This is a genomic window from Cupriavidus sp. GW823-FHT07A04, assembly GCF_058794615.1.
The window spans coordinates 385062-397543 of record NZ_JBXAHA010000004.1 but is presented as its reverse complement, the minus strand read 5'-3'; the positions used below and the strand labels follow the sequence as shown (position 1 = coordinate 397543).

General features: G+C 68.8%; 11 protein-coding genes. 3 read left to right on the top strand and 8 right to left on the bottom strand.

Annotated features, from left to right (window positions below; translation table 11 throughout):
• Positions 1 to 124: 124 nt before the first annotated feature.
• The gene (locus AC1Q7Q_RS09715; protein ID WP_492374401.1) at positions 125 to 1279 is read left to right on the top strand and encodes a patatin-like phospholipase family protein; all 1155 of its coding nucleotides are present in this window, start codon (positions 125 to 127) and stop codon (positions 1277 to 1279) included.
• A 191-nt stretch (positions 1280 to 1470) separates the two neighbouring features.
• Positions 1471 to 2271 (top strand): SDR family oxidoreductase, encoded by an 801-nt coding sequence (locus AC1Q7Q_RS09710; protein WP_183035589.1) that lies wholly within the window; start codon positions 1471 to 1473, stop codon positions 2269 to 2271.
• A gap of 112 nt (positions 2272 to 2383) precedes the next feature.
• On the opposite strand, the gene AC1Q7Q_RS09705 is transcribed toward AC1Q7Q_RS09710, so the two are convergent.
• Positions 2384 to 3292 carry a LysR family transcriptional regulator gene (locus AC1Q7Q_RS09705; RefSeq protein WP_492374400.1) on the bottom strand — a complete coding sequence of 303 codons (909 nt, stop codon included), beginning with the start codon at positions 3290 to 3292 and terminating at the stop codon, positions 2384 to 2386.
• Positions 3293 to 3540: 248 nt separating this feature from the next.
• On the opposite strand from AC1Q7Q_RS09705, the gene AC1Q7Q_RS09700 reads away from it, so the two are divergent.
• Positions 3541 to 5097, top strand: coding sequence for an MFS transporter (locus AC1Q7Q_RS09700; RefSeq protein WP_492374399.1), 1557 nt, complete (start codon positions 3541 to 3543; stop codon positions 5095 to 5097).
• Positions 5098 to 5116: 19 nt separating this feature from the next.
• Here AC1Q7Q_RS09700 and AC1Q7Q_RS09695 read toward each other — a convergent pair whose 3' ends face one another.
• The 7 genes from AC1Q7Q_RS09695 to AC1Q7Q_RS09665 form a co-directional block, all read right to left on the bottom strand.
• A complete protein-coding gene (locus AC1Q7Q_RS09695) occupies positions 5117 to 6121 on the bottom strand; it encodes a Bug family tripartite tricarboxylate transporter substrate binding protein (protein WP_492374398.1) in 1005 nt (334 codons plus the stop codon).
• Between the two features lie 36 nt (positions 6122 to 6157).
• Positions 6158 to 7606 (bottom strand): MmgE/PrpD family protein, encoded by a 1449-nt coding sequence (locus AC1Q7Q_RS09690; protein WP_492374397.1) that lies wholly within the window; start codon positions 7604 to 7606, stop codon positions 6158 to 6160.
• A gap of 72 nt (positions 7607 to 7678) precedes the next feature.
• The gene (locus AC1Q7Q_RS09685) at positions 7679 to 8686 is read right to left on the bottom strand and encodes a Bug family tripartite tricarboxylate transporter substrate binding protein (RefSeq protein WP_492374396.1); all 1008 of its coding nucleotides are present in this window, start codon (positions 8684 to 8686) and stop codon (positions 7679 to 7681) included.
• Between the two features lie 58 nt (positions 8687 to 8744).
• Positions 8745 to 9371 carry a YbhB/YbcL family Raf kinase inhibitor-like protein gene (locus tag AC1Q7Q_RS09680; protein WP_492374395.1) on the bottom strand — a complete coding sequence of 209 codons (627 nt, stop codon included), beginning with the start codon at positions 9369 to 9371 and terminating at the stop codon, positions 8745 to 8747.
• Complete coding sequence (gene leuD, locus AC1Q7Q_RS09675; protein WP_492374429.1) at positions 9368 to 9994, bottom strand: 3-isopropylmalate dehydratase small subunit; 627 nt, start codon at positions 9992 to 9994, stop codon at positions 9368 to 9370. The genes AC1Q7Q_RS09680 and leuD overlap by 4 nt, the downstream gene beginning before the upstream one ends.
• Positions 9995 to 9996: 2 nt before the next feature.
• Positions 9997 to 11397 (bottom strand): 3-isopropylmalate dehydratase large subunit, encoded by a 1401-nt coding sequence (gene leuC / locus AC1Q7Q_RS09670; protein WP_492374394.1) that lies wholly within the window; start codon positions 11395 to 11397, stop codon positions 9997 to 9999.
• A gap of 2 nt (positions 11398 to 11399) precedes the next feature.
• Positions 11400 to 12296 (bottom strand): isocitrate lyase/PEP mutase family protein, encoded by an 897-nt coding sequence (locus AC1Q7Q_RS09665; RefSeq protein WP_492374393.1) that lies wholly within the window; start codon positions 12294 to 12296, stop codon positions 11400 to 11402.
• Positions 12297 to 12482: the final 186 nt, after the last annotated feature.

Below are 12482 nucleotides of genomic sequence, written 5' to 3'. Positions count from 1 at the left end.
GGGGGCCATGGACAAGCCCGTCATCATTGCGGTCGACGACGATCCCGTCCAGGTCCGGCGGCCGCTCATGCCGCGAACACCGGCAAACGCGGCCGCCCCCTGACAACCCGGGAGCCGGAACACCATGGATAGCAAGACGCAACCCGCCGCAGCCCCGACCGACGCGCCTGGCGCGGCCAGTCGGCCCATCGATCAGCAAGTGGTCTTCGTCCTGCAGGGCGGGGGCGCGCTGGGCGCCTTCCAGGCCGGGGTCTACCAGGCGCTGCACGAGGCAGGGGTCGAGCCCGACTGGGCCATCGGCACCTCCATCGGCGCCATCAACGGCTCGATCGTGGCAGGCAACCGGCCTGCGGATCGCTTGCCGCGCCTGCGGCAGTTCTGGGAGCAGGTGGGCCGCCACGGGCCGCTCGAACTAGCCCGCCTGCTCTCGGGCGGTGACGGCACGATGTCGAACCTTGCAACCCTCACCCAGGGCATCCCTGGCTTCTTCACGCCAAACCCGGCGGCCTGGTTCGGCACGCGCGTGCCGCTCGGGGTGGAGCGGGCCGGCTTCTATTCGGTCTCGCCACTGCGCGACACCCTGCTCTCGCTAGTGGATTTCGCTTACCTCAGCGAGAAGCACACGCGGCTCACCGTCGGCATGGTCAATGTCCGCAGCGGCAGGATGTGCTACTACACCAACCGGGACACCGCGCTGAGCGTGGAGCATCTGCTGGCATCCGCGGCGCTGCCGCCGGGCTTCCCGGCGATCCGGATCGACGGCGAAGCGTTTTGGGACGGCGGCATCTGCTCCAACACGCCGATCGAAGCCGTGCTCGACGACCACCCTCGCCGCAGCTCGGTGATCTTCGCCGTGCAGCTGTGGCCCCTGCAAGGCCCGGAGCCCGACACCATCTGGCAAGCCATGGGACGGCAGCGGGATATCCAGTACTCAAGCCGCGCCGAAACCCAGCTGGAGCACCAGAGGCAATTGCACCGGCTGCGGCATGTGATCCGCGAACTGGCCAAGCACATTCCCCAGGCGGAGCGCAGCACGCCCGCGGTCGAGGCGTTGCTGGGCTGGGGCTGCCATACCACCATGCACGTGGTCGAACTCAATGCGCCGTCGTTCGACGGCGAAGACCTGACCAAGGATATCGACTTCAGCGCCGCCGGCATCGACGCGCGCTGGAACGCTGGCTATGTCCACGGCAAGCAAGCCATCGCAGCCGCGCCCTGGCGCGGCGTGCTCGACCCGATCGAGGGCATCGCGGTGCATGTGGCGCTGACACCGGCGTAGGTGCGTTGACGCCGCGCTGGCACGACGTCCCGGGATTGAGCGCTCGCCAGCAAGGCTGGCGCGGGCGCGCTAAGATGGCACCCCTGTTGTCTCACCGGCCTGACAGCCGCCCCGCCACGCACGCGGATCCGCCGTTGATTGATTGATCAATCGACGCCCGCGCGCTCCCTGACCAGCCAGGACACATCACCATGGATCTCGAACTTCGCAATCAACGCGTGCTCATCACCGGCGGCAGCCGCGGCATTGGCCTGGCCTGCGCGGCCGGCTTCCTGCGCGAGGGTGCGCGCGTAGCCATCGTTTCGCGCAGCGCCGAGAACCTGGCCAAGGCCTGCGCCAGCCTGGCCGAAGGCGAAGGCGAATACGCCAAGGACGTGGTCGCGGTGTCCGCCGACCTGACCGATATCGCCGCGGCCGCGCGCGCGGTAGAGGAGGCAGTGGCCGCGCTTGGTGCCATCGACATCCTGGTGACCTCCGCCGGTGCCGCCAAGCGCCGCCCGCCGGACGAGCTGACCCCGCAGCTGTGGCAGGACGCCATGGCCGCCAAGTACTTCAGCTACATCAACGTGATCGACCCCGTGGTCAAGCGCATGGCGCAGCAGGGGCGCGGCGCCATCGTCAATATCGTGGGCATGGGCGGCAAGCTGGCCAACCCCGCCCACCTGGCGGGCGGCGCGGCCAACGCGGCGCTGATGCTGGCCAGCGCCGGCCTGGCCAATGCCTACGGCAAGCAAGGTGTGCGCGTGAACGCCGTCAACCCGTCGGCCACGCATACCGAACGCCTGCAGCAAGGCATGGAAGTGGATGCGCGCATCGGCGGCACGACCGTGGAGCAGGCATTGGCACGCGCCAACGCGCGCACTGGCCTGGGCCGCCTGGCCACGCCGGAGGAGGTAGCGGACGCCGTGCTGTTCCTCGCCTCGCCCCGCGCCAGCTATATCTCGGGCGCCATCCTGTCGGTCGATGGCGCCACCACGCCCATGGTGGTCTGACGCCGCTGAACGCTACCGTACAGACGCGCCCCGCCACGTGTGCGATTGTCAGGCTACAGTCTGCACAAGGAGCGTGTCATGAACAGCATCGTCTGGTTGGTAGGCGCGGTGGTCATTGTCCTGTTTGTACTCGGCTTTTTCGGCCTGAGGTAACCGCGGGCCGCGACACCAGTTCGATGTAGCGTCGAATGGTCGCGGCCTTCTCGTACTGGCGCGACATCAGCGACAGATACGACGTCACCTCCAGGCCCGCGATATCCCGGTAGGCAAGGCTGGGCAGGCTGATGTGGCCGGCCACGGCGTTCGGGACAATCGCCACGCCTTCGCCCAGCGACACCAGCGCCAGCACGGCCACCAGCCCGCCCGGCTGCGGGCCCAGCCTGGGCACGAAGCCACCCTGCTCGGCGGTGGACAGCGTGCCCGAAACCTGTTCGGGAAGAATGAATGTCTCCGCCTTGAGATGCGCGGGCTGGATCTCGGCCAGGCCGCACAGCCATGAATCGCTGTGCAGCGCGAGGATAAAGCCTTCGGGCGCCAGCGGCAGCGCGTCCACGCCCTCGGGCAGGTTCATCGGGGAGCGGATATAGGCGATGTCGACCTGCCCATCCCTGACCTGCTCGGGCAGCGTGCCCATGGGCGCCTCGCGCACCAGCAGCTGCACATCGGGGCAGGCCTTGCGGAATGCCGCGACTTGCCGCTGGAGCACGCCCGAGTAGGCCGCCGAGGCGACATAACCCACATGGATCTTGCCCGTCTCGCCACGCGCCTCGCGCTGCGCGCGCAGTTGTGCGGCCTCGAACTGCGCCACCACGGCTTGCGCTTCCGCCAGCAGCACCTCGCCGGCCGGTGTCAACGCCACCGAGCGCTGGTTGCGCTCGAACAGGCGAATGCCAAGGCTGGCTTCCATCTCCTGGATCTGGCGGGTGAGCGTCGGCGTGGAAATGCCGAGCCGCGCAGCGGCCCGGGTGAAGTGCAAGTCCTGGGCTACCGCGATGAAGTAGCGAAAGTGGCGCAGTTCCATCGTTTTGCTGTTTTCCTTCGGAGTACTTTCTGATTGTTAGCTAACAGGCAACAAAATAGCACGGCCGGCGCAACAACGCACGGCCCTGCCCGCCGTATCCTAGCCCGCACCCCATCAAGGAATGCGACAGGAAGCGACGACATGCGGCACAAGACAAAGCGGCACCCACGGCCCGCCGGGCACGGCACATCCGGATTTATTTCATTTCAGGCAATATCGCCGGCAGGGCAGTTTGAGCAGGAGCCGGCATGAGCGGCATGAACTCGCGCGCCGCGCTGCTGACCGCCTCGGGCGCCTGCGCGCTGATCGTCCTGGACACCAACATCGTGGCTGTCACGCTGCCGCGCATCGCGAGCGACCTGCATGCCACGTTCTCCGATATCGAGTGGGTGGTCAGCGCCTACATGCTGACCTTTGCCGGCGGCCTGCTGCCCGCGGGCAGCCTGGCCGACAAGTTCGGCCGCAAGCGCATGCTGCTGACCGGCCTGGCGGTCTTCATGCTGGCCTCGCTAGGCTGCGGCCTGGCGGGGAGCAGCCTGGCGCTGAACCTGGCGCGCGCCGTCAAGGGCGTGGGCGCGGCCATGCTGCTGACCTCCGCGCTGGCGACCATCGCGCACGCCTTTCACGATGAGCGCGAGCGCGCCCGGGCGTGGGCGTTCTGGGGCGCGTGCATGGGTGTGGCCATGCTGGTAGCCCCCGGCCTTGGCGGCCTCATCAGCCAGGCGCTGGGATGGCGCTGGGTGTTCCTGCTGAACCTGCCGGTCGGCATCGTGCTGGGCGCCATGGTGCTGCGGCATATCGCGGAGTCGCGCGACACGAGAGCGGCGCGCATCGACCTGTGGGGCGGGCTATGCTTTTGCGGCAGCCTGTGCCTGATGATCTGGGCCCTGATCGAGGCCAACCGCATTGGCTGGGGCGATACGCACACCCAGATGCGGCTGGCCGGCGGGGCCGTGCTCTTCGCGCTGTTTATCGGCGTGGAGCGCATCCAGCGCCGGCCCATGGTGGATCTCACGCTGTTGCGCAATCCGCGCCTGATCGGCGCATTGCTCGGCATGGCCGCCTATGCCGCCTGCGCCCAAGTGATGATGACCTTGATCCCGCTATATCTGCAAACGGGCCTGGGGTTCTCGGCGATCGCCTCAGGTGCCGCCATGCTGCCGTTTGCGCTGACCATGCTGATCTTTCCGCGCATCGGCGTGCAGCTGTCGGGACGGCTGGACGCGCCGTCGATGCTGGTGTTCGGGCTCGTGCTGGTCGGCCTCGGCAACCTGCTGAGCGCGTGGGCGGCCGTCACCATGTCCTACCTGCCTTTCGCGCTGGCCATTGCCGTCACCGGCAGCGGCGCGGGCCTGCTCAACGGCGATACGCAGAAGAACATCATGGCCTGCATTCCGCACGAGCGCTCCGGCATGGCGTCCGGCATCAGCACCACCACGCGGTTCAGCGCGATCGTGCTGTCCTTCGGCTTGCTCGGGGGCCTGCTCGCCTACCGTACCCAAGCCACATTCGACACGGCGCTGCATGCGCATGAGGAAAGCTCGGGGATAGTGCCCGGCCTGGCCGCACACATCATCCCGCGCGTGGTTGCCGGCGACCTGCACGGCGCGATGGCCGATGTGCAAGCCCCGCTGCGCAGCGTGCTGGAACCGCTTGCGCGCACCGCCTTCGCGGATGGCTTCGCCTGGATTCTTTGCGTGGCCGCCGGGGTTGCACTGCTCAGCGCCGTCCTGGTGCGCCTGCTGATGAAGGACGAATCGCCGGCGCACCAGGCGGTGCGTGTGGAAGTGCCGGCGCGCCGCTAAAGCGCGCCGTGCCAACCACTCAATCGATCGTCATGTGCGCGTCGTGCACGATCTTGCCAAGGCGCTGCTTCTCGTCCTGCACAAAACGTGTGAACTCCATCCGCGTGCCCGACACGGGGCGGTAGCCATAGGTCTCGAACTGCGCGCGCAGGCCGGCATCGCTCTGGAACGCGGCCTGCGTGGCTTGCGCGATGCGGTCCAGGATCGGCGCCGGCGTGCCATTGGGCGCATAGATGCCGCCCCAGTGCTCCATGCGGATGCCTGCAAAGCCTTGCTCCGCCGTGGTGGGCACGTCCGGCAACGCCTGCGCGCGCTTGTCGTCGGTCACCGCCAGCGCGCGCAGCTTGCCGCCGCGCAGGAAGCCGAGCACGCCAACCGGGGCTTCGGACGCCAGGTCGATCTGCCCGCCAATAACCGCGTTAAGCGTTTCCGAGCCGCTCTTGTAGTGCACCAGTGTCACTGGCACGCCGAGCGCGGTCTCCACCATCTCCGCCACGAAATGCCCGGTGCTGCCGGCGCCGGCGGTGCCGAACGTGATGCCACCCTTGGCCTTGCCGTAGGCCTGCAGCGCCTTCAGGTCCTTGATGTCCTTGATGTCCTTGCGCGAGGCACCGGCGCCCACCACCATCACCGACGGCGCCGCATTGGTGCTGACCACAGGAACGAGGTCGCCGTCGGCGTAGGGCATCTTCGCGCGCAACAACGCGTTGGCGACCGCGCCATTGCCGGCGATCAGCAGCGTATAGCCATCGGGCGGGCTCTTGGCGACAAACTCCGCGCCGATGATGCCGCCGGCGCCCGGCTTGTTGTCCACAATCACGGTCTGGCCCAGCTGCCGGCCAAGCGCCTGCGCGATCAGCCGCGTCGTGATGTCGCCCGGGCCGCCGGCCGAGAATGGCAGCACCAGGCGGATCGGCTTGTCCGGCCAGTGCGCCTGCGCAACGGCCGAAAGGCTGGATAGGGCCAGCATCGCGCATGCTGCCATCCGGGCCAGCACGGCACGCCGGGGGATTCGTTGGGTCATGTCTCACTCCTGGTGTTCTTTGTTGACGGCAGGCACTCAGTCGAACGCGCAGCCCACCGGCGGCGCAAGCAGGGCGAGCAAGTCGCGCACATCGTCGAGCTGCTCAAGATCCCGCACCATGCGCTCGATGGCTTGCTGCCGCTGCGGCGCAATCAACCCGTCCGTCAGGGCCCTGTACTTCGCGGCCACTTCGTCGCTCGATTGCGGCGCTTCGATGGCGCGCGATGCCGTACGATTGACCTCGATGCGCTGAGCGTCGGTGAAGGTCACGGCCAGACGCACGCGCCCGCGTGCCCGTTGCCCGCCTGCGTCGAAGGCGGGATCGTGGCGCACGGCGATACGCGGCAGCAGCGCCCAGACATCGTCGGCATCGATGCGCGCCGGCGTGAACTGCGGCACCAGCGCCGCGCCGTCCAGCACCGCTACCGCAAGCGCGTAGCCGATGTTCATCTGCGCGCCGATTGGCGTCAGCGGCCGCTGCGGCACCCACCAGCCATGGTGATAGACGGCATGCGACACATCCACCTCGATAGCGGCGATCTCCCGCGCCTTGAGCGCGCGCTGCGCGCCCACGTCGAACAGCGCATCGAGCGGCGCGTGGATGCCACCCATGGCCGCGTACGGCTTGATGACGATGCGCTCGACTTCCCAACGCTCGCCCAGGCCATCGGTGATCTGCGCGGCGTCCGGCGCATGCCCTTCGCCGAACGTCGAGAGAAAGCCGCCGTACTCGCGCTCGAACACGCGCTTGATGCCGGTGTAGCCGCCCGCCGCCAGCACCGCCGCGTAGAGCCCATTGCGCGCGGCGAAGCCGTGGTGCATGCGCTTGCACATGGCCTCGTACTGCGCCGCCATCAACCCGGCCGACTGCGTGCCGGCCAACCCCAGCGCATCCTCAAAACGCGCGGCGTCGAGCCCCAGCAGCTTGCCCACCGCGGCGGCGGCTGCATGCGTGCCGAACACCGATCCGGAATGCCAGCCGCGCGACAACATCTGCGCGCCGTGCAGGGCCATGCCCACGCGCGGGCCCACCTCATAGCCGGCCATGGCCGCCTCCAGGAAGCGCCGCCCGCACACGCGGCTCTCGCCTTCGGATGCGGCCCACAGCGCGGGCAGCACGAGCGAGGCGCTGTGCAGCGGCCCGAGCGGATGGTAGTCGTCAAGCTCAAACCCCTGGATAAAGGTGCCATTGAGCAGCGCGGCGCCCGGCGCGCTGGTGCGCGCCCCCCAGCCGACGATGGTGCGGTCCCCCTGCCCCTCCATCTGGCGGACGATGTTGGCGGCGGTGCGCGACCACGGCAATTGCGCGCCGACGATGGCACAGCCGATGCCGTCCAGCGTGAGCGCCTTGGCGCGCTCGCGCGCGGTGGCGCTGGCTTGCTCCAGCCGGAAGGCGGCCAGCCATTGGGCGAGCCTGCCGGTGGGCCCGTCGGGATCGGTTGGCGGCATGGGTGCGGCGTTCTGATTCTGATCCTGGTTTTGCATGGTGTGTCTGTCTATGTGGCGTTACGTGAGGCTACGTGGAGACTGGCGCAGTCGGCTGGCAGTCAGGTCCCCCTACTCGAATGGATACTGCTTGACCAGCACCCCCAGGCGCTCGCTTTCCTGGCGTACCTGCGCGGCAAACTCGGCAGGCGGATTCACCACCAGCTCGGCGCCCGCGGCGGCGACGGTCCGTTGCACCTCCGGATCCTTCACGGCCTCGCGCAGCGCGGCGACAATGCCCTGCGTGATCGCCGCCGGGGTGCCCTTGGGCGCGAACAGGCCATACCAGGTGACCGACTGGAACTGCGGGTAACCGGCCTCGGCCGTGGTAGGCACATCAGGCAGCGCGGCGGCGCGCTTGTGCCCCTGCGTGGCAAGGATCTTCAGCGTGCCCGCCTTGTAGTGCGGCAGCGCGGCAGTGATGCCGGTGAACGCCAGGTTGACGTTGTTGGCGATCAGGTCCGTGACGATGGCGCCAGTGCCACGGTAGTTGACGACAATGAGGTTAGGCAAGCCCGCCTCCGCCGCCAGTTGCTTGCCGGAGATGCGCGCTAGACTTTCGCCGGTGCCAAGCGAACAGGTCTTGGCTACGGTCTTGCAGTACTGCACGAGTTCCGCGAACGTCTTCACGGGCAGCTTGGCGCTGGCTACCACTGCGGCGGGCGACTGCGAAATCGCCGTGATGGGGTCGAGCCGCGCCAACGGGTCGACACCCTTGAACCCGGGCGTGTACCTGGTGGCCACGATTGCCGGCACCTGCAGCAGCAGGGTATAACCATCGGGCTTCGCCTCCATCACGCGCCGCGTGCCAATCAGGCCGTCGGCGCCCGGCAGGTTCTCCACCACCACCGGCTGGCCCCAGAGCACGCCAAGCGGCTTGGACACCGCGCGCGCGGTGGCGTCCGTACCACCGCCGGCGCTATAGGGGACCACCAGTGTGACCGGACGATCCGGGCGCCATGCGCCGGGGCTGGCAGTAGGGCTGGCGGCGGCTAGCGTGCCGGCCGACAGCAGTGCCGCGCCGATGGCGAGCGGGCCGACGGCTCGGCGCCTGGTTTGTCGTTGGATCAGGGATGGCATGTTGTCTCCGTATTTTTTAGTGGTAACCCGTGGTGTTTCCGGCTAGCCGTGCGAGCACTCAAGCCGGCGCGACGCTCGCTGGAGTCAGCGGCCGGCCACGCCAGTCGCGCTGGAACACGCCATCGAGCCGGCCCCGCGCGATGGCATGCGCGCGCAGCCACGCCATCAGCGCTTCGCGCGCAAGACCGGCTGGCGGCTCGGCGGCAAGCGCGAACAGCTGGAACACGTAGCGATGTGGCCCGTGTCCCGGCAGGGGCCGGGGGCCGTCGTAAGCTGCATGGCCCAGCCCGTTGACGGCCAGCGTCACGCCGCCCGGCAGCGGCGCGCGCGACAGCGCGCCTTCGGCCAGCGCGCCGACCGAGGCCGGGCCCCAGGCAAGCGCGTGCACGATGGCGGAAGCCAGCGGCACATCCGGATCCTCGACCATCAACAGCCAGTGCGTGGCCGTTGCCGGCAATCCCGTCCAGGCCAGCGCAGGCGAGCAGTTGGCGCCCACGCTCGCACCCGCGTGGCGCACGGGCATCGCGCCGTGATCGGCAAACGACGCGCTGTGCAGCGCCAGCGTGTGGGGCAATGCGCCCAGCACGGCGTCGCTGCAAGCCAGGCTGCCATCGCCCGCGTGGCGTCCGCGCAGCAGCAGGCCGGCTGCGCGCAGCAACAGTGGATGCTGCAACCGGGCGTTCATGCCACGTCTTGCCGGCGCACCGTCCAGGCCCAGGGCCGGCGGGTGCGATCGGCTTGCTGCCAGGCACGGATCAGCGCGTCGTCCTTGAGCGTAAGGCCGATATCGTCCAGCCCGTGCAGCAGGGCTTCACGACGCAGCCGGTCGACGGGAAACGCGACGATCGCGCCATCGGGCGCGGTCAGCGTGGCGCTCGCCAGGTCCACCCGCACCGGCGCGCCGCTTGCGCATTGCGCGGCCAGCGCTTGCACCGTTTCGGCGGTGAGCTGGATCGGCAGCACGCCATTCTGGAAGCAGTTGTTGTAAAAGATATCGCCATAGCTCGGCGCGATCACGCAGCGCACGCCCAGGCCCATCAGCGCCCACACCGCGCCCTCGCGCGAGGATCCGCAGCCAAAGTTGGCGCCGGCCAGCAGTACCGGCGCGCCGCGAAACGCCGGCTGGTTGAACACGCAGCCCGGGTCCTCGCTGCCATCGGCGCGGTAGCGCAGCGCTTCCAGCGCGTAGGGGCCGAGTTGCTCGCGCGGCAACGCGGTGAGCCGCTCGATGCGGATGATCACGTCGGTGTCGATGTTGGCGCGCAACAGCGGCACGGCAGCGCCCGTTACGACCGTAAAGGGTTGCATGGTCATGTGAGTTTCCGTACGTCGGCAATGCAGCCTGTGACCGCAGCGGCGGCGGCCATCGCGGGGCTGGCAAGATGCGTGCGGGCGCCTGGCCCCTGACGCCCGACAAAATTGCGGTTGGAGGTGGAGACCGAGCGCTGCCCGGGCGGCACCTGCTCGCCGTTGGCGGCCACGCACATGCTGCAGCCGGGCTCGCGCCAGGCAAAGCCCGCATCCTCGAACACGGCGCGCAGCCCCTCGGCCTCGGCCGCGCGCTTGACGTTCTCCGAGCCCGGCACCACCCAGGCGGTCACGCCCGGGGCCACACGCCGCCCGCGCGCCACGGCGGCCGCTGCGCGCAGGTCGGACAGGCGCGAGTTCGCGCAGGAGCCGATAAAGACCCAGTCCACCGGCGTACCGGCGATGGGGGCATTGGGTGCCAGGCCCATGTAATCCAGCGCGGCGCCAATGGCGGCACTGGCCGCCTGGTCGCTGGCGGCGGCCGGATCGGGGATGTGCCCGTCGATCGCCATCGCGTGCTCGGGGCTGGTGCCCCACGTGATGGTGGGCGCCACGGCGGCGGCGTCGATCACCTCTTCGCGATCGAACGCGGCACCGGCATCGGTGGCGAGCGTGCGCCAGTACTCGGCCGCGACGTCGAACTGCGCGCCGGTGGGCGCATACGGGCGGCCGCGCAGCCATTCGATGGTGCGCGCATCGGGCGCCACCATGCCAAAGCGCGCGCCCAGTTCCACGCTCAGGTTGCACAGCGTCAGGCGCCCTTCCACTTCCAGCGCTTCGATGGCCGTGCCGGCAAACTCGATGGCATAGCCGCCGCCAGCCGCCGCGCCGAGCCGGCCGATGATATGCAGCGCCAGATCCTTCGCGGTGATGCCCTCGGCCAGCACGCCGTCGCATCGGATGCGCATGCGCCGCGGCTTTTGCTGGCGCAGCGTCTGCGTGGCAAGCGCGTGCGTGCTCTCGGACGAGCCCACGCCGAAGGCCATCGCGCCCAGGCCGCCATTGGTACAGGTATGGCTGTCGCCGCAGATGACCGTCAGGCCGGGCAACACGATGCCAAGCTCTGGGCCCATCACGTGGACGATGCCCTGCCCCGGCTGGCCAAGGTCGAACATCGTCACACCCGCCGCGGCCGAGCGCTCGCGCAGCGCAGACCACAGGCGCCCGCCCGGCACATGGGTATTGCCATCGCGCCCGGGCTGGCTGGAGACGGCGTGGTCCGGCGTGGAGAACACCAGCGCCGGATCATGTAGCGGCAAGCCGCGTGCCGCCACCTCGGCCAGCGCCGGCGGGCCGGAAAGATCGTGCAGCAAGTGACGGTCGATGTGCAGCAGCGCCCAGCCATCGCCGAGTTCGCGCACCACATGCGCGTCCCAGAGCTTGTCAAAGAGAGTGCGCGCCATCGTCAAGCCTTTGCGCTTGCCGGCGCGTCGGGGTTGGTGGCGCGCTCGCCGGCATTGAAGCGCTGGCGCAGGCTATCCCATTCATCAGCGCCGAAGCGCCGGAAGGTCTGCCCCACGCTGGCCGACACGCCTGGCGCGGTAAAGGTGGCCTTGAGCTCGGCCAGCGCTTCGTCGCCCGCCTGGATCGCGGCCTTGAGCATCAGGCCCGGCAGGATGGCCAGCTTATAGCCCATGGCCTCGGCCTCGCGCAGGTCGAAGATCGGCGTGCGGCCGCCGGGCACCACGTTCAGCAGGCAAGGGCCGCGCACCAGCCGCGGCACTGCCGCGACTTCCTCGATGGTCTGCGTGGCTTCCACGAAGGCCAGGTCCGCGCCAGCTTCCAGTGCGGCGTTGGCGCGCCAGATAGCCTCTTCCAGCCCGAGCATGGCGCGCGCATCGGTGCGCGCGATGATGACGAAATCCGGCATGCGGCGCGCCTGCACCGCCGCGCGGATCTTGGAGACGAACTCCACGCGCGAAACCACCTCCTTGCCATCCAGATGGCCGCAACGCTTGGGCGCAACCTGGTCCTCGATATGGATCGCCGCCACGCCACGGGCCTCGTACTCGCGCACGGTGCGGGTGACGTTGAGCTGATTGCCGTAGCCGGTGTCGGCGTCGGCAATCAGCGGGATCGACACGGAGCGCGCCATCACCGCGGCGTTTTCAACCATCTCACTCATCGTCAGCAGGCCGAAATCGGGGAAGCCGCGCGCCGCCGACGTGCCGGCGCCAGTCATGTAGCAAGCGGAGAAGCCGGCCTGCTCGATCAGGCGCGCGCCGATGGCGTCGTAAGCGCCGGGCGCGATGATCATGCCGGGCACCTGCAGGCGCTGGCGAAGGATAGCTGCGAGGGTCATGGACGGGTCCTGTGTGCTTGCGGTGGGTGACGGAATGCGTACGGAGTGAGCATCAGCGCGGAGGGGAACGGGTTGTCTACCGTCACCCAGTGTTTATGTGTTTATATTCTAGATACAACTTACCGGTTCCGTCAAGAATCGGGAAATTCGCCGCTGGACCGTTGTGCTATGCTGCCCACGCCACTA

Bases quoted from the DNA above. Each gene is read 5' to 3' on its own strand.
- AC1Q7Q_RS09715 (WP_492374401.1), top strand. From the start codon at position 125: ATGGATAGCAAGACGCAACCCGCCGCAGCCCCGACCGACGCGCCTGGC.
- AC1Q7Q_RS09710 (WP_183035589.1), top strand. From the start codon at position 1,471: ATGGATCTCGAACTTCGCAATCAACGCGTGCTCATCACCGGCGGCAGC.
- AC1Q7Q_RS09705 (WP_492374400.1), bottom strand. From the start codon at position 3,292: ATGGAACTGCGCCACTTTCGCTACTTCATCGCGGTAGCCCAGGACTTG.
- AC1Q7Q_RS09700 (WP_492374399.1), top strand. From the start codon at position 3,541: ATGAGCGGCATGAACTCGCGCGCCGCGCTGCTGACCGCCTCGGGCGCC.
- AC1Q7Q_RS09695 (WP_492374398.1), bottom strand. From the start codon at position 6,121: ATGACCCAACGAATCCCCCGGCGTGCCGTGCTGGCCCGGATGGCAGCA.
- AC1Q7Q_RS09690 (WP_492374397.1), bottom strand. From the start codon at position 7,606: ATGCAAAACCAGGATCAGAATCAGAACGCCGCACCCATGCCGCCAACC.
- AC1Q7Q_RS09685 (WP_492374396.1), bottom strand. From the start codon at position 8,686: ATGCCATCCCTGATCCAACGACAAACCAGGCGCCGAGCCGTCGGCCCG.
- AC1Q7Q_RS09680 (WP_492374395.1), bottom strand. From the start codon at position 9,371: ATGAACGCCCGGTTGCAGCATCCACTGTTGCTGCGCGCAGCCGGCCTG.
- leuD (WP_492374429.1), bottom strand. From the start codon at position 9,994: ATGCAACCCTTTACGGTCGTAACGGGCGCTGCCGTGCCGCTGTTGCGC.
- leuC (WP_492374394.1), bottom strand. From the start codon at position 11,397: ATGGCGCGCACTCTCTTTGACAAGCTCTGGGACGCGCATGTGGTGCGC.
- AC1Q7Q_RS09665 (WP_492374393.1), bottom strand. From the start codon at position 12,296: ATGACCCTCGCAGCTATCCTTCGCCAGCGCCTGCAGGTGCCCGGCATG.